The 20,823-nt window shown below is 49.3% G+C and carries 16 protein-coding genes, 1 pseudogene and 1 other annotated feature; of the genes and pseudogenes, 15 read left to right on the plus strand and 2 right to left on the minus strand.

Annotated elements, in window-relative coordinates:
• Positions 1 to 27: 27 nt before the first annotated feature.
• Both KNQ18_RS03435 and KNQ18_RS03440 read right to left on the minus strand, forming a co-directional pair.
• The gene (locus KNQ18_RS03435; protein WP_058703836.1) at positions 28 to 570 is read right to left on the minus strand and encodes a transcription repressor NadR; all 543 of its coding nucleotides are present in this window, start codon (positions 568 to 570) and stop codon (positions 28 to 30) included.
• Positions 571 to 594: 24 nt separating this feature from the next.
• Entirely contained in the window at positions 595 to 1,677 is a 1,083-nt protein-coding gene (locus KNQ18_RS03440) for a cysteine desulfurase family protein (RefSeq protein WP_215083848.1), read from the minus strand.
• Between the two features lie 98 nt (positions 1,678 to 1,775).
• On the opposite strand from KNQ18_RS03440, the gene KNQ18_RS03445 reads away from it, so the two are divergent.
• From KNQ18_RS03445 to aspS, 15 genes and pseudogenes are all read left to right on the plus strand, one after another.
• Positions 1,776 to 3,245 (plus strand): L-aspartate oxidase, encoded by a 1,470-nt coding sequence (locus KNQ18_RS03445; RefSeq protein WP_215083849.1) that lies wholly within the window; start codon positions 1,776 to 1,778, stop codon positions 3,243 to 3,245.
• On the plus strand, positions 3,169 to 4,011 hold the full coding sequence (gene nadC, locus KNQ18_RS03450; protein WP_215084803.1) for a carboxylating nicotinate-nucleotide diphosphorylase: 843 nt from the start codon (positions 3,169 to 3,171) through the stop codon (positions 4,009 to 4,011). The genes KNQ18_RS03445 and nadC overlap by 77 nt, the downstream gene beginning before the upstream one ends.
• Complete coding sequence (gene nadA, locus KNQ18_RS03455) at positions 4,001 to 5,098, plus strand: quinolinate synthase NadA (RefSeq protein WP_215083850.1); 1,098 nt, start codon at positions 4,001 to 4,003, stop codon at positions 5,096 to 5,098. The genes nadC and nadA overlap by 11 nt, the downstream gene beginning before the upstream one ends.
• 163 nt (positions 5,099 to 5,261) lie before the next feature.
• The gene (ruvA, locus tag KNQ18_RS03460) at positions 5,262 to 5,855 is read left to right on the plus strand and encodes a Holliday junction branch migration protein RuvA (protein ID WP_023468936.1); all 594 of its coding nucleotides are present in this window, start codon (positions 5,262 to 5,264) and stop codon (positions 5,853 to 5,855) included.
• A 4-nt stretch (positions 5,856 to 5,859) separates the two neighbouring features.
• The gene (ruvB, locus tag KNQ18_RS03465) at positions 5,860 to 6,855 is read left to right on the plus strand and encodes a Holliday junction branch migration DNA helicase RuvB (RefSeq protein ID WP_023468935.1); all 996 of its coding nucleotides are present in this window, start codon (positions 5,860 to 5,862) and stop codon (positions 6,853 to 6,855) included.
• 4 nt (positions 6,856 to 6,859) lie between these two features.
• Positions 6,860 to 7,900 carry a tRNA preQ1(34) S-adenosylmethionine ribosyltransferase-isomerase QueA gene (queA, locus tag KNQ18_RS03470; RefSeq protein WP_215083851.1) on the plus strand — a complete coding sequence of 347 codons (1,041 nt, stop codon included), beginning with the start codon at positions 6,860 to 6,862 and terminating at the stop codon, positions 7,898 to 7,900.
• Positions 7,900 to 9,045 carry a tRNA guanosine(34) transglycosylase Tgt gene (gene tgt, locus KNQ18_RS03475; protein WP_029342245.1) on the plus strand — a complete coding sequence of 382 codons (1,146 nt, stop codon included), beginning with the start codon at positions 7,900 to 7,902 and terminating at the stop codon, positions 9,043 to 9,045. The genes queA and tgt overlap by 1 nt, the downstream gene beginning before the upstream one ends.
• A 72-nt stretch (positions 9,046 to 9,117) precedes the next feature.
• Positions 9,118 to 9,408, plus strand: coding sequence for a preprotein translocase subunit YajC (yajC, locus tag KNQ18_RS03480; protein ID WP_029342244.1), 291 nt, complete (start codon positions 9,118 to 9,120; stop codon positions 9,406 to 9,408).
• A 153-nt stretch (positions 9,409 to 9,561) separates the two neighbouring features.
• A pseudogene (secD, locus tag KNQ18_RS17235) lies at positions 9,562 to 11,773 on the plus strand (protein translocase subunit SecD).
• 72 nt (positions 11,774 to 11,845) lie between these two features.
• Positions 11,846 to 14,155 carry a single-stranded-DNA-specific exonuclease RecJ gene (recJ, locus tag KNQ18_RS03495; RefSeq protein ID WP_214805229.1) on the plus strand — a complete coding sequence of 770 codons (2,310 nt, stop codon included), beginning with the start codon at positions 11,846 to 11,848 and terminating at the stop codon, positions 14,153 to 14,155.
• Positions 14,134 to 14,652, plus strand: coding sequence for an adenine phosphoribosyltransferase (locus KNQ18_RS03500; RefSeq protein ID WP_214771006.1), 519 nt, complete (start codon positions 14,134 to 14,136; stop codon positions 14,650 to 14,652). The genes recJ and KNQ18_RS03500 overlap by 22 nt, the downstream gene beginning before the upstream one ends.
• Before the next feature lie 141 nt (positions 14,653 to 14,793).
• Complete coding sequence (locus KNQ18_RS03505; RefSeq protein WP_023468927.1) at positions 14,794 to 16,992, plus strand: RelA/SpoT family protein; 2,199 nt, start codon at positions 14,794 to 14,796, stop codon at positions 16,990 to 16,992.
• Between the two features lie 14 nt (positions 16,993 to 17,006).
• Positions 17,007 to 17,456 carry a D-aminoacyl-tRNA deacylase gene (gene dtd, locus KNQ18_RS03510; RefSeq protein ID WP_058713802.1) on the plus strand — a complete coding sequence of 150 codons (450 nt, stop codon included), beginning with the start codon at positions 17,007 to 17,009 and terminating at the stop codon, positions 17,454 to 17,456.
• Positions 17,457 to 17,501: 45 nt separating this feature from the next.
• Positions 17,502 to 17,723 (plus strand) — a binding site (T-box leader).
• A 42-nt stretch (positions 17,724 to 17,765) separates the two neighbouring features.
• The gene (hisS, locus tag KNQ18_RS03515; protein WP_064299563.1) at positions 17,766 to 19,046 is read left to right on the plus strand and encodes a histidine--tRNA ligase; all 1,281 of its coding nucleotides are present in this window, start codon (positions 17,766 to 17,768) and stop codon (positions 19,044 to 19,046) included.
• Entirely contained in the window at positions 19,043 to 20,809 is a 1,767-nt protein-coding gene (gene aspS / locus KNQ18_RS03520; protein WP_215083852.1) for an aspartate--tRNA ligase, read from the plus strand. Before hisS ends, aspS begins: the two co-directional genes overlap by 4 nt.
• Positions 20,810 to 20,823: the final 14 nt, after the last annotated feature.

A 20,823-nucleotide genomic window follows, 5' to 3' on the forward strand; every position in this document is an offset into this window, starting at 1 on the left:
CCTTAGGAATAGGCGGTTTTTTTATGTTCAGACATCGAGCTCTGAAACGAGAATTCCGAGACGATCGAGTTTCGCAATGGCGGCTTCCAGTGCGTCTTCATGATCCGCTTCCAGCGTATGAATATGGACTCCGTCCGTCAGGCTTGAGAGCGGAGTAGCTTGCGTCTCCTTTAGTTGCTCGATTAATACGCGGACATCTCGACGGCTTTTCAGCATCAACTCTCCAGTGATGAAGCCGTAGACGGGATGTTCAATGATCACATCGCGGACGACGACCCCTTCATCAACGATAGCGTCACACTCATCCTTTAACTGATCGATGCCGTGACGGCAAACGATCTTGCGACGTAATTTTGAACCGTCGACTTCCGGATCATTGATCAAATAGCCACGAGCTGTCGCGATGACAGGATATCCTTTTGCCTTTAACAATGATAAATCCTGCACGATCACTTGGCGACTGACACCTGCTTGTTTCGCCAATGCCGTTCCTGTGACAGGTTGCTCACTTTCCTCAATCATACGAAGTAATGATTTCCGGCGTTCTTCTCCGGAGATGCGTTTCCCCATCATGTCTCCTACCTTTCTCCAGTGTCATGAAATTGTGTTCAACACATCGATGCACTGTTCGATTTCTTCGTTCGTCGTGTGTCTTCCAAAACTGAGTCGAATCAACCCATGAGCCGCTGATTCGTCAAAGCCGATGGCACGTAATGTCGCATTCGGACCATTTTCTCCAGCCCGGCAGGCACTACCAGCGGAAACCGCGATTCCAGCACGATTCAAGGCGAGCAACGCGTATTGACCGTCCCGTTGCTTCGTATGGATGGCGCAGATGGAAGCGAGTTGCGTTGGCGACTCAATCATCGTGTAACGAGACGAAGACAATGTTTTTTTTAGCATACCACGAAATCGACGGCTTGAAGCTTGGATTCCTGGATTTTCTAATCGAGACGCCTCACAGGCAGCGATGAACGCGGCAATTCCTGGAACGTCTACTGTGCCTGGACGGATTCCGAATTCGTGGTGTCCCTCGTAATAAGGGCTGAAGAGTGGACGCCGCAAATACAAAGCGCCCAATCCTTTTGGTCCATACACTTTATGACTACTCATCGTGTAGGCATCAAAAGCGTCGATGTTGATTGCATCTTTTAAAAATCCTTGGACACCATCGCAATGAAACAGAATCTCACGCGATTGACAATATGCTGCAATCCGTTCGACCGGAAAACGAAAACCGGTATCCGAATTGACATGTTGAATCGAGACAACACCGATTTCATCCGTACAAGCTGCGATGAATTGTTCCCAATCGAACGTTCCGTCCGGTAATAAAGAAAGGTGTCGTGTTTCTTGTGCCCAGCGCGCAAGCGGAAGCAAGACCGAGTCGTGTTCACATCGAAGTGTCAAGACAACTGATTTATTACTCTGTCGCATCAGATGGGTCAACGCGATGTAGTTTGCTTCAGATCCGCTCCCTGTAAAGATGACGGTTCCTTCTTGTTGAGCCAATTGTTGCATCAGATACTGACGGGCTCGTTCGAGTAAACGTTCAGCGTTCCCACCGATGTCATGAAGAGAAGAACTGTTGCCGTAGAACGACTGAGCGGCTTGTTGATAATGATCGAGTGCTTGTGGATGCAGCGGAGTCGTCGCTGCGTAATCGAGATAGATCATGAAAAAATCCTGTCCTTTCGTCTTGTCACTCAGCTAAAAGTATGCCAAACTTATTGTCAAGTCAATAGTAAACATTTAGATATAGAGGTGTAAAACATATGTCTTTACATAAAAGACTTGAGACGGATGTGTTGATCATTGGAACAGGACTTGCTGCGATTTCGGTTGCCCTGCATCTTCCACCTGGAACGGAAGCGTTGCTTGTCACAAAAGGCACGCGGTTTGAGACAAATTCCGTTCGAGCACAAGGTGGGATTGCTTCCGCTTATGCAGAAGTCAATCATCGTGGTCACTTTGAAGATACGTGCCAAGCAGCAAAAGGGCGTATCAGTCCGTCCGTCGTCGATTACGTTACCCGATCGGGAACCGAGGCGATGGAATTCTTGTTACGACAAGGCGTTCCATTCGATCAATCCGAGGGAGAGTTTTTGCTCGGTCGTGAAGGAGCACATCGTTTGCCGCGGATTTATCACTCTGGCGGGGACGAGACTGGTAAACGGATCATGGAGACGTTGATGCCGCAAGTACCATTTCCGATTCTCGAGCAGACGCGTATCACAGAGTTGATTCAAGTAAATGGGCAGGTAGTTGGTGCAGTCGGATATAGCCATGGGGAGCCGATCGAGATTGTGGCGCGCGCGACGATTCTCGCGACCGGTGGAGTGGGTGGATTATTCGCGGCGTCGACGAATGACCCTTTGATTCAAGGAGACGGGATTGCACTCGCTTTTGAAGCGGGAGCGACGATTCGTGATCTCGGTTATATCCAGCATCATCCGACGGTACTCGTTCATGCTGGTCGCTCGGAAGGTTTGATCACGGAAGCACTACGAGGTGCAGGAGCGACGCTTGTAACGAAAAATGGTGACCGGATCATGGCGGATCATCCGATGCAAGATTTAGCGGCGCGAGATGAAGTCGCAAAACGAATCCATGAGGTGCGAAAATGTGAACCGGTCTATCTCGATACGTCAAACGTCGTCGACCGGACGAAACGGTTTCCAACGTTTGTTGAAAAATGTGAAAAACTGAACATAAATCCGGATCTCGTTGAAATTGCACCAGGCATCCATTTCTTGATGGGTGGGATCGAAACGGATCTGACGGGGCAGACGCATGTCGAAGGACTTTACGCGGTCGGTGAGACAGCATCGATTGGACTTCACGGTCGAAATCGTCTGGCGTCGAACTCGCTCCTTGAATGTGTTGTCATGGGGAAAGCAGTAGCAGAACAGCTCGAGTTGTTACCGGAACTTTTAGTCAAACAAGTCAAACGACGCCCGGGAACACTTCGTTCCGTAACAGACCGTCTATCACAGGTCATTGGTGTCGAAATGGATGTTAAGCAAATAGAAGATAGTTTAGAAGAGTTAAAAAGCTGGACATTAGACGAATCCGGACAGGAAGCAGAAGAGAATCGATTACGTCACGTAACGGCATGTCTGTTGCTTGAAGGGGCGCGAAGTCGGTTGACAGGAGAGGATGAGAACGTTGAACAAGTGGCAGTTACGGCAACAACTGGAAGCATTTTTAATCGAGGACATCGGAAAGTGGGATATCACAAGTGAAGGATGTCTGACGGGACAAGAACGCGGAACCGGTCGTTTTCTAGCAAAGGAAGACGGTGTCTTTTGCGGAGTCGACATCATTCGGGAGATGGCACATCTCTTACAAGTCGACGTGACGATTCATGTAGCGGAAGGGACGATCGTCACGCGAGGAACACTCCTTGCCGAGTGGTCTGGTTCGTTACAGGACATTTTAAGCGGAGAACGGGTCGCCTTGAACCTGGTGCAACGCTTATCCGGGATTGCGACGAAGACACGTCAAGCGGTCGAGGTAGCAGCAGGACGAATCCGAATCACGGATACACGAAAGACGACCCCTGGATTACGAATGCTCGAAAAACATGCCGTTCGCGTCGGGGGTGGCTATAGTCATCGCGGACGTCTCGATGACGCCGTCATGATCAAGGACAACCACATCACAGTAGCGGGATCGATTACGGAAGCGGTGGCGCGAGCAAAACGTGTCGCGGGTCATACGACACCAATTGAAGTCGAAGTCGAGACGGAAGCGGAAGTGCTGGAGGCAGTGGCTGCAGAAGTCGATATCATCATGCTCGATAACCGGACACCAGCAGAAATTAAACAGCTCCGGCAATTGATTCCACCGCATATCACGGTCGAATTATCCGGTGGGATCACGGTAGACACATTATCGGACTTCGCGGATAGCGGAGCAGACGTCATCTCACTCGGGGCACTCACCCATTCAGCAACAGCACTTGATATCAGCATGAAAATCGAAGGAGGAAAAAAAGATGTCATTTGATCTATTACGTCACGAAGGGATTCCGGCGTCGTACTTACAGCAAACAGAAGTAGACTTGATCGCGATCATCGAAGGGGTCAAAGCACGGATGGGCAGTCGCTTGTTCTTACCTGCCCACCACTACCAAAAGGATGAAGTCGTCCAGTTCGCGGATGCGACAGGAGATTCGCTCCAGCTCGCGCAAGTCGCGAAGCAGATGACAGAAGCGGAATATACAGTCTTTTGTGGTGTCCACTTCATGGCAGAGACGGCAGACATGTTGACAGATGCGTCACATACGGTCGTTTTGCCTGACATGCGTGCTGGCTGTTCGATGGCGGATATGGCAAATGATACGCAAACGGAGCGTGCTTTTACGATCTTGACGGAACGATTTGGGGAGTCGATTTTACCGTTGACGTATGTCAATTCGACGGCAGCGATCAAAGCATTCGTCGGTCGTCACGGTGGGGCGACGGTGACGTCATCGAACGCTGTCCAGATGGTCGAGTGGGCGCTTGCTGAACGCGACATCTTATTCTTCCTGCCGGATCAACACCTCGGTCGAAATACGGCGCACGCACTCGGAATTCCGTTAGAACAGATGGCGATTTGGGATCCGATCAAGGACGAACTCGTTTTTGATGGGGAGGACCAGGACGTCCGCGTCATCTTATGGAAAGGACACTGTTCGGTGCATGAGAAATTCACGGTCGGTCAGATTGAACAGTTCCGCAAGACGGATCCGGAACGAAAGATTCTCGTCCACCCGGAATGCTCGCATGAAGTCGTGACGGCGTCAGATCTCAACGGATCAACGGCGTACATCATTCAACAAATCGAACAGGCTGCTCCCGGAACGAAGTGGGCGATCGGAACAGAGATGAACCTCGTCAATCGACTCGCGTCGACGCATCCGGAACTCGATATCGTATCGCTCAATCCGTTCATGTGTCCGTGTCTGACGATGAACCGGATCGACTTACCGCACTTGGCGTGGGCGCTCGAACAAGTCGAAGCAGGTGACCCGGTCAACATCATCACGGTCGATGCAGAGACAACGCGGCATGCCGTGTTGGCACTCGAACGGATGCTTGCGCGTTCATAAAATAAAGGGGGAGAGCGTGGTCGTGCGAACGATCACGCTTTTTTGTCTTCTGTTTGAGAGAGCGAACATATGTATTGATTTTTGGTGAAGAACGCTTTGAAGCCAAACGAAGATGTATGCTACAATAACACGAGAGTTTGTTTAAAGATGGGAGCGTTCCACATTGATAGAATTCGTACGCGGCGAAGTCGCTTATGTCTGTGCGGAATTCGTGACGGTAGAAGTTGGCGGGATTGGCTACAAGATCGTAGCACCGAACCCGTTTTTTTATCGGACCGGAGACGAACAGATCATCGTATATACGTATCATTATGTCCGTGAGGACCAAGAAGTCTTATTTGGATTCCGTTCCCGGCGTGAGCGTGCCTTATTCACGAAGTTGCTCGGTGTCACAGGAATCGGACCTAAAGGAGCGCTCGCGATCGTCGCATCAGGGAATGTCGATGCGCTCGTTGAAGCGATTGAACAAGAGAAGGAAAGTTATCTCGTTAAATTCCCAGGTGTCGGCAAGAAAACAGCGAAGCAAATGACGCTCGACCTAAAAGGAAAGTTAGCCGAGCTCGCACCGGATTACGTACCGAGCGAAGGCTTGTTCGCACAAGGCAATGCTGAGCTGAATGAAGCTTGTGAAGCTCTGACGGCGCTTGGTTACAGTGATAGAGAAGTCGAGAAAGTCAAAAAAGCGTTGCAGGCAGAAGTCCTGTCGACAGATCAATATGTCAAACGGGCACTCCAGTTGTTATTGAATGTGAGGTGAGGACATGGAAGAGCGCATTTTGTCAGAATCCGCCCATGCGGAAGATCAAGAAGAGTGGAGTCTGCGTCCTCAGACGCTCGAGCAATATATCGGGCAGGAGAAAGCAAAAGGAAATTTAAGTGTCTTCATCGAGGCGGCAAAAATTCGTCAGGAAACACTCGATCACGTTCTTCTCTATGGTCCTCCGGGTCTCGGGAAGACGACGCTTGCGACAATCATCGCAAACGAGATGGGAGTCGGCATCAAGACGACAGCCGGTCCTGCGATTGAACGACCGGGTGATTTAGCTGCTATTCTCTCATCACTGGAACCGGGTGATGTTCTGTTCATCGACGAGATTCATCGATTGAGTCGATCAATCGAAGAGATTCTGTATCCGGCGATGGAGGATTATTGTCTCGATATCGTCATCGGTCAAGGGGAACTCGCACGCAGTGTCCGAATTGATTTACCACCGTTTACGCTCGTCGGAGCGACGACACGTGCGGGGATGCTATCGGCACCGCTCCGCGATCGTTTTGGCGTGACGCTGAAGCTTGAATATTATACGATGTCAGAGTTGTCTGCTATCGTGACCCGGACGTCACGATTGTTCGGATTCGAAGCGGATCGTCTTGCAGCAGAAGCCATCGCGCTTCGTTCACGTGGAACACCACGTGTCGCGAACCGGTTGTTACGGCGTGTCCGTGATTTTGCTCAAGTCGCCCATCAAACCGAGATCGATGCCGTGCTCGCGACAAGTGCGCTTGATCGCTTGCATGTCGATGCGCTTGGACTCGACGATGTCGACCATCGTTTACTTCGATCGCTTGCAGAACGGTTTGCCGGTGGTCCGGTAGGTCTCGAGACAATCGCTGCAACGATTGGTGAAGATGCGCAGACGATCGAGGATGTATATGAACCATATCTACTGCAACAAGGATTTTTACAACGTACTCCGCGAGGACGTGTCTTAACACCGTTCGCTCGCCAACATTTAGGACTGAAAGAAGGAAATTGAACCAATGGATGTAAACTTATTTGATTTTCATTTACCAGAAGAACAAATTGCTCAAGTGCCATTGCTCGACCGGACGAGTTCGAAATTGATGGTTCTCGATCGGGACACAGGTGCGATTCAGCATCAGCACTTCCATGATATCGTCGACCACTTCCGGGAGGGCGATACACTCGTCATCAATGATACAAAAGTCTTACCGGCACGTCTCTTTGGTGTGAAGGAAGAGACGGGTGGGAAGATCGAATTGTTACTCTTGAAGCAAACGAGTGACGATGTTTGGGAAACACTTGCGAAACCGGCAAAACGCGTCAAACCAGGAACGATTTTGTCGTTTGGTGACGGATTACTCCGTGCTGAGTGTGTCGAAGCACTTGAAGACGGGGGACGAATCCTGAAGTTTTTCTATGACGGCATTTTCTATGAAGTGCTCGACCAACTCGGAACGATGCCACTGCCACCATACATTCATGAACAACTCGAGGATCAAGATCGTTATCAGACGGTCTACGCTCGCGAACGCGGAAGTGCTGCAGCACCAACAGCCGGGCTTCATTTCACGCCGGAATTGCTTGAAGCATTAAAAGCGAAGGGCGTCCAGATCGCACCGTTGACGCTACATGTCGGACTTGGCACATTCCGTCCTGTCTCGGTCGACGACGTCGATAGTCACAAGATGCACAGTGAGTACTACGAACTGCCGGAAAGTTCAGCAGCTCTGCTGCGTGAAACGAGAAAACAAGGCGGACGGATCATCGCGGTCGGAACGACATCGACACGGACTCTTGAAACCGTCATTCGCGACCATGGCGACTTCGTCGAAGCAACGGGCTGGACGGACATCTTCATCTTCCCGGGTCAGGAAGTCAAAGGGATTGATGGTCTGATCACGAACTTCCACTTACCGAAATCAACATTGATCATGCTCGTGTCCGCGTTATCGACACGGGAACACATTCTACATGCCTACGAAGAAGCAGTTGCAAACGGCTATCGTTTCTTTAGCTTTGGTGATGCGATGTTCTTAACGAGAGAGGAACGAAACTAATGACAAAACACGCGGTAACATACGAACATATCAAAACATGTAAACAATCCGGAGCGCGGTTAGGAATCGTCCACACGCCGCACGGTAGTTTCGAGACACCGGTCTTCATGCCGGTTGGAACGCAAGCGACGGTCAAGACGATGGCACCGGAACAAATCAAGGACATGAACGCGAACATCATCCTCGCGAACACGTATCACCTCTGGGTTCGTCCAGGACATGATGTCATCAAGGAAGCGGGCGGTCTGCATAAATTCATGAACTGGGATGGCGCGATTCTGACGGACTCAGGTGGTTTCCAAGTCTTCTCACTTGCTGATCTCCGTAACATCTCCGAGGAGGGCGTTCATTTCCGTAACCACTTGAACGGGGACAAATTGTTCTTGTCACCGGAAAAAGCGATGGAAATCCAGAATGCACTCGGTTCAGATATCATGATGGCGTTTGACGAGTGCCCACCGTACCCAGCTTCTCACGAGTACATGAAAGCATCCGTCGAACGGACAAGCCGATGGGCGGAACGTTGTCTTGCTGCGCATGAACGTCCACACGATCAAGCGCTGTTCGGTATCATCCAAGGTGGAGAATACGAAGACTTACGTCGTCAAAGTGCAAAAGATCTCGTTGCCCTTGATTTCCCGGGTTATGCGGTCGGTGGTCTATCGGTCGGAGAGCCAAAAGACGTCATGTACCGTGCGCTCGAATTCACGACACCACTCATGCCGGAAGACAAACCACGTTATTTGATGGGCGTCGGTTCACCGGACGCATTGATTGAAGGCGCAATCCGCGGAATCGATATGTTCGACTGTGTCTTACCGACACGGATCGCACGAAACGGTACGTTGATGACATCACAAGGACGGCTCGTCGTCCGGAATGCGAAGTATGCACGTGATTTCCGTCCGCTCGACGAGAAATGTGATTGCTACGCGTGTAAGAACTACTCGCGTTCGTACATCCATCACTTGATTCGTGCGCAAGAAACGTTCGGTCTGCATCTTTGTTCGACACACAATCTTCACTTCCTCGTCAAGTTGATGGAAGGCGTTCGCCAAGCGATTCGTGAGGATCGTCTACTTGATTTCAAGGAAGAATTCTTTGAAGAATACGGTTACAATTTACCGAACGCAAAGAATTTCTAACAAATCGTCTGACAAATCAATTCTTTCACGGTATAATGAACGTGATTTGAATGATAAAAGGAGCTGAATCAGATGGAAGGCTTAATCACATTCCTCCCGATGATCTTGATCTTCGTGGTGTTCTATTTCTTGTTGATCCGTCCACAGAACAAACGCCAGAAGCAAGTGCGTCAGATGCAAAATGAACTCTCACGCGGCGACTCGATCGTTACGATCGGTGGTCTTCACGGGGTTGTCCAAAAAGTTGACGACATGACGGTGACATTGAAGTCAGGTAATGCACAATTGACATTCAACCGAAGTGCTGTCGCAGAAGTGACGAAAAAATCAACGACTGTCATGGACGACGAAACTGTCGAATAAGGCATTGAAAAGGCGCTTTCCGGATTCCGGAGCGTCTTTTCTGTTTATATATGAGAAAAACGTTTGCTAAGATTACCATTTCTTTTGTAAGCTAGGATAGGAGAACAAAGTTGTCTGAAAATATACTGGGAACTAGAGAAAGGACAATGTAGCATGATCAAGAAAGGGAAACTTGCCACATTCTTCATCGTCGTCATCGCGTTGCTCGTACTGATCGGTACGACATCGTCATGGTTGTTGAAGGATACGAAGCTCGGCCTTGACCTTAAGGGTGGCTTCGAAGTCTTGTATGAAGTACAACCGCTGAAAGAAGGAGACGTCATCGATCAAAATGCGATGAGTGCGACGCTGACGGCAATCGAGAACCGTGTCAACGTCCTCGGTGTCTCTGAACCGGACATCCGGATCGAAGGCGATAACCGGATTCGTGTCCAGCTTGCTGGCGTCAAGGATCAGACGGAAGCGCGTCAAATCTTATCTTCGACAGCACAGTTGTCATTCCGTGACATCAACGATAAGTTGTTGCTGGATGGATCAGACTTAAAAGCCAAAGGGGCAAAAGTCGGGTATGATCCAAACACGAATGAACCACTCGTCGAGTTGACGATGAAATCAAAAGAGAAATTCTATGAAGTGACACAACAAGTCTCACAAATGCAACCACCTGCGAATCGTCTCGTCATCTGGCTCGATTACGAGAAAGGCGATTCGTATGAAAAAGAAATTCAAAAAGCGAATTCAAAGATCGTATCAGATGCATCGGTCACACAACCGATCAATTCGGATAAAGCGATCATTTCCGGTGGCGATATCGATGCCGAGTACGGGAAACAATTGTCGTCGATCTTGAACGCCGGTGCATTACCGGTCAAACTCGAGGAAATCTACTCGACGTCGGTCTCTGCTGCTTTTGGACAGGACGCACTCGATCAGACGCTCTTCGCGTCAGCAATTGGTGTAGCCGCTGTCTTCTTGTTCATGCTACTGTTCTACCGGATCTCTGGATTCGTATCCATCATCACGTTGCTGTTCTACATCTATCTTGTCATGATCTTCTTTAACGGGATCAACGCCGTCCTCACGTTACCGGGGATCGCGGCACTCGTTCTTGGAGTCGGGATGGCGGTCGATGCGAACATCATCACCGCTGAGCGAATCAAGGATGAATTACGAAGTGGAAAATCCGTCTTGTCTGCATTCAAAGCTGGTAACCGTCGTTCATTCGGTACGATTCTTGATGCCAACTTGACGACGTTGATCTCTGCTGGCGTGTTGTACTACTTTGGTACAAGTACGGTCAAAGGATTCGCCATCATGTTGATGGTTTCGATCGCCGTCACGTTCGTCACGAACGTCTTTGTCTCACGTTACCTGATGCAACTCCTTGTCAGTAGCCGATGGTTCGATAAGAAGAAATCATGGTTCGGTGTAAAGGAGAGTGAAATCCGTGAGCTTTAATCCTACGAAATTCGATTACATCAAACATCGAAAAATTTATTTCGCGATCACGATCGCGCTTGTCATCGTTTCTGTACTCTTGTTGTCGTTCCGTGGTCTGAACCTTGGTATCGACTTCACGCAAGGAACTCGCGTCGAGATTTCTTCTGAGAATCAAATTAAGGAAGCGGACGTTCGCTCCGTCATTGAAGATGCCGGAATCGATGCGGAAGAAATCGATGGCATTCAGTTCGCTCAAGGCGGAAAGTTAGCGAACGTCACGTTCGTTGGTGAATTTAGTCAGGATCAAATTTCTGAAATGAAACAAACGATTGAAGCGCAGTATGATAAGGAACCGAGCATCTCGACGGTTTCCGCTCAAGTTGGTCAAGAAATCGCGCGTAACGCGATTTATGCCGTCTTGCTCGCGTCACTCGGGATCGTCATCTACGTCTCGTTCCGATTCCAACCGTTATACGGAATTGCGACAGTACTCGCATTGCTACATGATGCGTTGATGATCGTGGCATTCTTCTCGCTGTTCCAGATCGAAGTCAACTTGTACTTCATCGCGGCGATCCTGACGATCATCGGGTATTCCGTCAACGATACGATCGTTACGTTCGACAGGGTACGAGAAAATCTCGGACTCGCTGAAAAAGGTGGTCGGAAAGTCTCGTTTGATGAATTGGCGCATATCGTCAATGAATCAATCCAACAGACGATCATCCGCTCGATCAATACCGTCGTCACGGTCGTCATGACAGCAGCAGCACTCTACATCTTCGGTAGCGAAGCGATCCGCGGATTCAGTCTTGCCCTGCTTGTCGGGTTGATCATGGGAATGTATTCTTCGATCTTCATCGCCGCGCAGCTCTGGCTTGTGATGAAAGGTCGGACACTTGGTCGCACAAAACGCGCTTCTTAAAAGAGTATCCGCATCAGCTATCGCTGGTGCGGATTTTCTATTATAATGGGGAAGTTGATTGGAGGGTTAGAGATGTACCATGCTAAAAAAACATGGCTTGATAAAGTCATCGATTCAGAACAGATCGAACAATTGACGGCGGATGGCACAATCTCACCGCACGTCGCACAACTACTTGTCCAACGGGGATTCACGACTCGTGAAGCAGCCCGTGATTTTTTAGAGACGGATCAGATGGCATTCCATGATCCATTTACCTTTAAGGATATGCCGAAAGTCGTTGAACGGATTCAACGTGCCGTCAACGAAGGCGAAATGATTTTGATTTACGGTGATTATGATGTCGATGGGGTGAGTTCCGCTGCGATTCTCTGGCATGCCTTGATCGAAATCGGGGGGATGGCAGAGTGCTACATCCCGAACCGTTTCACGGAAGGCTATGGACCGAACGAAGCAGCGTTTCGCTGGGCGGCGGAAGAAGGGTTTAGTCTCGTCATCACCGTAGACTGTGGCATTTCCGGCATCCACGAAGCAGATGTCCTCAAGGAACTCGGTGTCGACTTAATCATTACCGATCACCATGAAGCCAAAGAAACGTTACCTGATGCCTTTGCCTTAATTCATCCGGGTGTCGACTCAGATTATCCATTCTCAAAACTTGCTGGAGCAGGAGTTGCCTTTAAAGTCGCACATGCACTCCTTGACCGTGAACCCGTCGAGTTACTCGATCTTGCGGTGCTCGGAACGATTGCCGATCTTGTGCCGCTCGTCGGAGAGAACAGGTTGCTTGCGATACGAGGCATCGAGGCGCTGAATGCGAGTGAACGTCCGGGTATCCTTGCATTACGTGACGTTTGTAGTTTGACGGAAGACGAACTGACGGAAGAATCAGTCGGATTTGCATTCGGTCCGCGGATCAATGCGGCAGGTCGTCTGGATTCGGCGATGCCAGCGCTTGAGATGTTACTAGCGGAAAGCAAAGATGAGGCACTTCATCTCGCGAAACAACTCGACCAACAAAATAAACAACGTCAAGATATCGTCAAGCAGATTGCGGAGGAAGCAACGGCGCTTGTCGAAGAACGTTTTAAAGATGACCGCGTACTCGTCGTCGATGCGGCAGATTGGAATCCAGGTGTCGTCGGGATCGTCGCCTCGCGACTCGTTGAAAAATACCATCGTCCCGTCATCATGCTGTGTCATGATGCTGAAAAAGGAACAGCGAAGGGTTCTGGACGATCGATTCCAGCCTTTGATTTATTCGCTGAACTCACGAAATGTGAAGATATCTTGCCGCATTTCGGAGGACATCCGGCTGCTGCCGGCATGACGCTCTCTTCCGATGACGTCGAGGCGTTACGTCAACGTTTGAATGAACAAGCAAGTACGTTGCCGGACGATGCCTTCATCGCGACGATCGATGTGGATCTACGTCTACAGGTCAGTGATGTCTCGATTCAGTTGATTGAAGATATTCAGCGACTCGCGCCTTTCGGGATGGGAAATCCTGCGCCACGAATCGTCATCGAGCAGGCGAAGATTCGTGACATGAAACGGATCGGTCGTGATTTGACGCATGTCAAAGCACTATTATCAGGCGACGGAAAGGAACTCGATGCAATCGGCTTCGGCTTCGGCGACCTTGTCGATGAAGTCTCGACTTTATCCGAGATTCACTTGATGGGCAGTCTGAACATCAATGAATGGAATGGGTTCCGTAAACCACAATTGATGATTCAAGATGTCGCTGTCGAAGATGTTCAAGTGTTCGATTACCGTGGGGGTAAGCGACCTCTGAGCGAACTATTCGCGTTACCACATGAGACGACGACATTCGTTGCCTTTACTGATGAGGTGAAGGAGAAGTACGCGGAACGTCCGTTGAACGGACCGATTCGTCAAAATATCGTTTTCCTTGATCTACCGGAAGAAGAAGCGGCATTTTATCCATACGTCCAACAGGCAGAGCGGATTTATTGTGCCTTTAAGGACGAGGGCTATTATTTCGAGACGATTCCATCGCGCGAGGACTTCAAGCATTACTTCCAGTATTTCGCGAAATGTCCACGTGACGAGCTCCGGATTGGTCTCGTACGTTTGTCGAAATCGCGAAAATGGACGAAACGATCGATTAACTTTATGCATTCGGTATTCTCGGAACTTGATTTTCTTGTTACAATGGAGGACGGGCTGCCGGGTGTGAACCCAAATGCTGCAAAACGAGATCTGACGGAAGCTCCGACGTACCAGCGTCATGAAGCGCGTCAAGAGCTCGAGCAACAATACATTTATTCGTCACTCGCTCAGTTGAAAGAGCGTTTTGATACTTTGGTAGAAGCGGCGAAGCAGGAGGAAAAGACATGGAGTTCAAACAGCATATAAAAGAGGTCGAAAACTGGCCGAAAGAAGGAATCAGTTTCAAAGACATCACATCACTCATGCAGAACGGACCAGTGTACAAACAATCGGTTGATGCACTCGTCGAATATGCACGCAGTAAAGGTGCTGATGTCATCGCGGGTCCAGAAGCACGTGGATTCGTCGTTGGTTGCCCAGCCGCTTACGCGATGGAGATCGGATTCGTACCTGTCCGTAAAGAAGGAAAATTACCACGTGAGACAGTCCGTGTCGAGTATGGTCTTGAGTACGGAAAAGACGTCTTGACGATGCATGAAGATGCGATTCAACCAGGACAACGCGTCGTCATCCTTGACGACTTGCTTGCAACAGGTGGTACGATCGAAGCGACGATCCAAATGATTGAAAAATTAGGCGGAACGGTTGCCGGAATCGGATTCTTGATTGAACTCGATGGTCTTGGTGGACGTGAGAAACTCGAAGGATACGACATTCTCTCATTGATTCGCTACGAAGACTAAAGCATATATACTCTCTTGGTACATGGTGACCAAGGGGGTATTTCTTTTTATTTTGACATCTTCTCAAGATTTCACGATAATAAGAACTATATATTAGGGATTCCGTTGCAGACGATCCCGGGGACTGGGTGAGGAAAAGGGATGACAAACAAACAAATCGTAAATGTAGAAGACCTTCTCGCTCGATGTGCGGAATACATGACGCAAGCTGAAGTCAAAGACATCGAACGGGCTTACCAATTCGCGAAAGACGAACATGATGGGCAATTCCGCCGTTCTGGGGAACCTTACATCATTCATCCGGTACAAGTTGCCGGTATCTTAGTCGATATTGGTTTGGATGCAACGACGATTGTCGCTGCGCTTCTTCATGATGTCGTCGAAGATACGGACATTACACTCGAAGAATTAACGGAACGATTCGGACCCGACGTCGCGATGCTCGTTGACGGCGTCACGAAACTCGGGAAAATCAAATATAAATCGAAACGCGAAGAATTGGCTGAAAACCACCGGAAGATGTTCATCGCGATGGCAGAAGACATTCGCGTCATCTTGATCAAACTAGCTGACCGTCTGCACAACATGCGAACGTTGCAGCATATGGTCAAGGAAAAACAGGTGCAAAAGGCAGAAGAGACGCTCGAAATCTTTGCACCGCTTGCGCATCGTCTCGGGATCTCGACGATCAAGTGGGAACTCGAAGACATCAGTTTGCGTTATATCAATCCACAACAGTACTACCGGATTGTCTCAATGATGAAACAAAAACGGACGGAACGCGAAGCGCTCGTCAGTTCGGTCATCGAAGAGGTCAACGAAGTACTTGATGATGTACAAATCGCAGCGGAAGTCGATGGACGTCCGAAGCATATCTATTCCATTTATAACAAGATGCAAAACTCGAAAAAAGAGTTCAGTGAAATCTATGACTTGATGGCTGTACGCATCATCGTCGATTCAATCAAGGACTGTTACGCTGTTCTCGGAATCATTCATACGCAATATAAACCGATGCCGGGACGTTTCAAGGATTATATCGCGATGCCGAAGCCGAACATGTATCAATCGCTGCATACGACGGTCATCGGACCGAAAGGCGAGCCGCTCGAGGTCCAAATTCGGACACGGGACATGCACTTTATTGCCGAGTACGGGATTGCCGCTCACTGGGCGTATAAAGAAGGTAAGGAACAGGAAGCGAAATCAGGCTTTGAGGATAAGATTGCCCATTTCCGGGAAATCCTTGAGTTGCAGAAGGATACGGCGGATGCTGAAGAATTCATGGAATCGGTCAAAGTCGACTTCTTTAGTGACATGTTGTACGTCTTTACACCAAAAGGCGACGTCATCGAATTGCCGAAAGGCTCTGTTCCGATTGATTATGCCTACCGGATTCATACAGAGATCGGTCACCGGACGATCGGAGCGAAAGTCAACGGACGGATGGTACCGATTGATTATAAGCTGAAGACAGGTGACATCATTGAAATCGTCACATCAAAACACAGCTATGGTCCAAGTAAGGACTGGCTCAAGATTTGTGTGTCGAGTCAGGCGAAGAACAAGATCCGTCAATGGTTCAAACGTCAGCAACGCGAAGAGAACGTCTCTAAAGGACGGGAACTGATCGAAGCAGAAGTCAAGAAACTCGGATTCGAGCCGAAGGAAGTCATCAATGAGAAGACGCTCGAAGACGTGACGCGGAAGTTCAACTTCGCGCAAGAAGAAGACATGTATGCTGCCGTTGGGTATCATGGTCTGACAGCTGCCCAAGTCGCTCATAAATTGACGGAAAAGTTACGCAAAGACAAAGAATCTAAAAATCTTGAACTGAACGAAGCGATCAGTGAGATGAAGACGTTTGATCGTCCGAAGAAGGAAAATCCAGAAGGTGTTCGTGTCAAAGGAATCGATAACATGCTCGTTCGCATGAGTCGTTGTTGTAATCCAGTACCAGGGGACGATATCGTCGGGTACATCACACGTGGACGGGGTGTCTCGATTCACCGGACGGATTGTTTGAACGTCATTCATGAACAAAATCCAGAACGCTTGCTCGAAGTCGAGTGGGAACACGAAGGCAAAGCCGTTAAGAGTTATAACGTCGAAATCGAAATTTCTGGATTCGACCGGGCTGGATTATTGAACGATGTCCTGCAGTCGGTATCTGCGACGAATACGAACATTGTTGCCGTCAGCGGGAAAGGCGACGACAGTAAACAAGCCAAAATCACGATGACGATCGCGATCAACAACGTCAACCATTTACAAAAAGTCGTCGATCGGATCAAACAAATCTCTGACGTGTATGCTGTGCATCGCGTCATGATGACGTAAGGAGCGGATGAGTCATGCGAGTCGTATTACAACGAGTCAAAGAAGCAAGTGTCACAGTCGATCAGGAGGTCATCGGTCAAATCAAGCAAGGTTTTCTCTTGCTTGTCGGTGTCACGCACGAAGACACGATCGATCAGGTGAACTGGTTAGCTGATAAAATCGCAGGACTCCGCGTGTTTGAAGATGAAGAAGAACGGATGAACCGCTCGTTGCAAGATGTCGACGGTCAGATTCTATCCGTCTCGCAGTTCACGTTGTATGGTGATGTCAAAAAAGGACGTCGCCCAGCGTTCACGGAAGCAGCGAAACCGGATCTTGCCAACGAATTGTATGAAGCGTTCAATGAACGTCTTCGTGCGCAAGGACTGACGGTCGAGACAGGTCAGTTCGGTGCGATGATGGATATCGCGCTCGTCAATGATGGACCGGTGACATTGATTCTTGAAAAAGAAGCAAACGCTTGACAGGAACCGAGAGACGAGGCAATATTAGACGTAACCAAATGATTCATACGACCGAAGACGAAGAGGAGTAATCAAGACCTTGTCTGCTTAGAGAGTCGCCCCTTGGCTGGAAGGGCGAACAGACGAACTCGATGAAAGACCCTTCCGAGGTATCTTCCTGAACTGATAGTAGGGAGGGTCGTACGCAGGCGTTAACTGCACCGAGTGGTCAAATGTGATTTGACAACCAGGGTGGTACCACGGGATCTTCAAGTTCTCGTCCCTTTGCGGACGAGGACTTTTTTGTATTCAAAAAAGGAGGAATTTGAGATGAAATTACCACGCGGTACGTTTGATGTCCTTCCAGGAACAGTCGAACGCTGGCAGTACATCGAGCAACAATTACGTGATATCAGTAAGCGTTACAACTATAAGGAAATCCGGACGCCGATTTTTGAGGAGACAGAACTCTTCAAACGTGGCGTTGGTGAGACGACGGATATCGTTCAAAAAGAAATGTTCATGCTTGAGAAACGCGGAAAAGACCAGTTGACGTTACGTCCAGAAGGAACGGCTGCTGTCGTTCGTTCATTCGTGACGAACAAGCTGTTCGGTTCACCGAACCAACCGACGAAATTGTTCTACATTGGACCGATGTTCCGTTATGAACGTCCGCAAGCAGGTCGTTTCCGTCAGCTTCACCAATATGGAGTCGAGGCACTTGGTAGTGAACAACCAGCGATCGATGCGGAAGTCATCAGTCTCGCGATGAGCATCTACCGTTCATTCGGATTGAAGCACCTCAAGCTCGTCATCAATACACTCGGGGATAACGAAAGTCGCGCCGCACACCGGGCAGCACTTGTCGATCACTTCAAACCGGTCGTTCACGAGTTATGTCAGGACTGTCAGAACCGTCTCGAAACGAATCCACTTCGTGTCCTTGACTGTAAGGTCGACCGCGATCACCCGAGCATGGCAACAGCACCATCAATTCTCGATTACTTAAACCCGGCATCAAAAGCTTACTTCGACGAAGTATTGCTTCACTTAGATGCACTCGGCATCGAGTATGTCGTTGATCCAACGCTTGTTCGCGGAATCGATTATTATAATCACACGGCGTTCGAGATCATGTCAGAAGCAGAAGGCTTCGGAGCAATCACGACACTATGTGGCGGTGGACGATACAACGGTCTCGTCGAACAGATCGGTGGACCGGCAACACCGGGAATCGGATTCGGAATCGGCATCGAACGTTTATTGATGGCACTTGAGAATGAGAACGTCTTACCGCCAGTCGATGATCAAATCGATGTCTTCATCGTCGCGCAAGGCAGTGACGAAGTCGAAAAGACAGCAACACGTCTCTTACAATTGATGCGTCTCGAAGGACTTGTCGCGGATCGGGATTATCTCGGTCGAAAGTTCAAAGGACAATTCAAGGCAGCCGATCGCTTGAAAGCACGCTATACGGTCATCCTCGGGGATGAAGAAGTTGAGCGTGGTGCAGCAGCGCTAAAGAACATGGCTACAGGGGAACAGACGGACGTTCCGTTATCAGCAGTCGCTGATACGATCGTCGCGAAATTAAAGGAGGAAGCACAATGATCGGACGCACGCATATGAACGGTCAGGTGACAGAAGAAGTCATCGGACAACACGTTCAACTTAAAGGATGGGTTCAAAAACGACGTGACTTAGGAGGATTGATCTTCCTTGATCTCCGCGACCGGAGTGGCATCGTCCAAATCGTCTTCCAACCGGAAAACGAGCAGGCACATCGCCTTGCGGAATCGATTCGTTCAGAGTATGTCCTCGACATCAAAGGACACGTCATCGCCCGTGAGAATCCGAACCTGAACATCCCGACTGGGCAAGTCGAGGTCGTCGCGGATGAAGTCGTCATCTTGAACGCAGCGAAGATGACACCATTCCCGATCAGTGAAGAAGCAGAGCAGACGTCAGAAGATTTACGTCTTAAATATCGTTATCTTGACTTGCGTCGTCCGTCGCTTCAAGAGACATTCCGTCTCCGTTCGAAAGCATCGAACATCATGCGGAACTTCCTCGATGAGCAAGACTTCTTGGAAGTCGAGACACCAATCTTAACGAAATCAACACCAGAAGGCGCACGTGACTATCTCGTTCCGAGTCGTGTTCACCCAGGTGAGTTCTATGCCTTGCCACAATCACCGCAATTGTTCAAACAATTGCTGATGGTGTCTGGTTTTGAACGGTACTTCCAAATTGCACGGTGTTTCCGTGACGAAGACTTACGGGCAGACCGTCAACCTGAATTCACGCAAGTCGACATCGAGACGAGCTTCATGGACATCGAAGACTTGTATGCGATGATGGAATCGATGATGACGCGTGTCATGAAGGAAACGCTTGGTAAAGATATCGTGACACCGTTCCCACGGATGCCATATGCGGAAGCGATGAGCCGGTATGGTTCGGATAAGCCGGATACACGCTTCGGTCTCGAATTGATCGATGTCGCGGAAGCCGTCAAAGGTGCAGGATTCAAAGTATTCGACATGGCACTTGAAGCTGGTGGCGAAGTCAAAGCATTGAACGTTAAAGGTGCAGCTGAGCGCTTCTCGCGGAAAGACATCGATAAGTTACAAGAATTCACGGCAATCTACGGTGCAAAAGGTCTCGCGTGGGTCAAAGTGACAGCAGACGGACTAAACGGTCCGATCGCGAAGTTCTTCGACGAAGAAGCAACTGCTCGCCTGACAGCGGCGACAGATGCGGAAGCAGGCGACTTATTGTTGTTCGTCGCAGCAAAAGCATCGATCGTAGCAGACAGCTTAGGTGCGCTCCGTCAGAAGTTAGCGAAGGAACTAGACTTGATTGATGAGTCGGTCTTCAACTTCCTTTGGGTGACGGACTTCCCGCTCGTCACGTATGAAGAAGAAGATGGTCGTTTCTACGCAAACCACCACCCGTTCACGATGCCACGTCGTGAAGATCTCGAATTGCTCGAGACGGATCCTGGAAAAGTCCTCGCCGTCGCGTATGACCTCGTCTTGAACGGATACGAGCTCGGCGGTGGATCACAACGGATCTACGAACGGGATATCCAAGAGCGGATGTTCAAGTTGCTTGGCTTCACAGAAGAAGAAGCAAACGAGCAGTTCGGTTTCTTGATGGAAGCATTCGAATACGGAACACCACCACATGCGGGGATCGCACTTGGTCTAGACCGTCTCGTCATGTTACTCGCAGGACGTTCAAACTTGCGTGATACGATTGCCTTCCCGAAAACAGCATCAGCAAGTGATCTGTTGACGGCAGCACCAAGCCCAGTCTCGGATGCACAATTAAACGATCTCTCGATTCGAACAGCGGTCAAACAATCTTAAGATACGACAAGCGA

The organism is Exiguobacterium sp. s78 (assembly GCF_018618985.1).
Lineage (GTDB): Bacteria > Bacillota > Bacilli > Exiguobacteriales > Exiguobacteriaceae > Exiguobacterium_A > Exiguobacterium_A abrahamii.

Excerpts from the sequence above, each read along its gene's own strand:
- KNQ18_RS03435 (WP_058703836.1), bottom strand. The coding sequence starts at position 570 with ATGGGGAAACGCATCTCCGGAGAAGAACGCCGGAAATCATTACTTCGT.
- KNQ18_RS03440 (WP_215083848.1), bottom strand. The coding sequence starts at position 1,677 with ATGATCTATCTCGATTACGCAGCGACGACTCCGCTGCATCCACAAGCA.
- KNQ18_RS03445 (WP_215083849.1), top strand. The coding sequence starts at position 1,776 with ATGTCTTTACATAAAAGACTTGAGACGGATGTGTTGATCATTGGAACA.
- nadA (WP_215083850.1), top strand. The coding sequence starts at position 4,001 with ATGTCATTTGATCTATTACGTCACGAAGGGATTCCGGCGTCGTACTTA.
- ruvB (WP_023468935.1), top strand. The coding sequence starts at position 5,860 with ATGGAAGAGCGCATTTTGTCAGAATCCGCCCATGCGGAAGATCAAGAA.
- queA (WP_215083851.1), top strand. The coding sequence starts at position 6,860 with ATGGATGTAAACTTATTTGATTTTCATTTACCAGAAGAACAAATTGCT.
- tgt (WP_029342245.1), top strand. The coding sequence starts at position 7,900 with ATGACAAAACACGCGGTAACATACGAACATATCAAAACATGTAAACAA.
- yajC (WP_029342244.1), top strand. The coding sequence starts at position 9,118 with ATGGAAGGCTTAATCACATTCCTCCCGATGATCTTGATCTTCGTGGTG.
- recJ (WP_214805229.1), top strand. The coding sequence starts at position 11,846 with ATGTACCATGCTAAAAAAACATGGCTTGATAAAGTCATCGATTCAGAA.
- KNQ18_RS03500 (WP_214771006.1), top strand. The coding sequence starts at position 14,134 with ATGGAGTTCAAACAGCATATAAAAGAGGTCGAAAACTGGCCGAAAGAA.
- KNQ18_RS03505 (WP_023468927.1), top strand. The coding sequence starts at position 14,794 with ATGACAAACAAACAAATCGTAAATGTAGAAGACCTTCTCGCTCGATGT.
- dtd (WP_058713802.1), top strand. The coding sequence starts at position 17,007 with ATGCGAGTCGTATTACAACGAGTCAAAGAAGCAAGTGTCACAGTCGAT.
- hisS (WP_064299563.1), top strand. The coding sequence starts at position 17,766 with ATGAAATTACCACGCGGTACGTTTGATGTCCTTCCAGGAACAGTCGAA.
- aspS (WP_215083852.1), top strand. The coding sequence starts at position 19,043 with ATGATCGGACGCACGCATATGAACGGTCAGGTGACAGAAGAAGTCATC.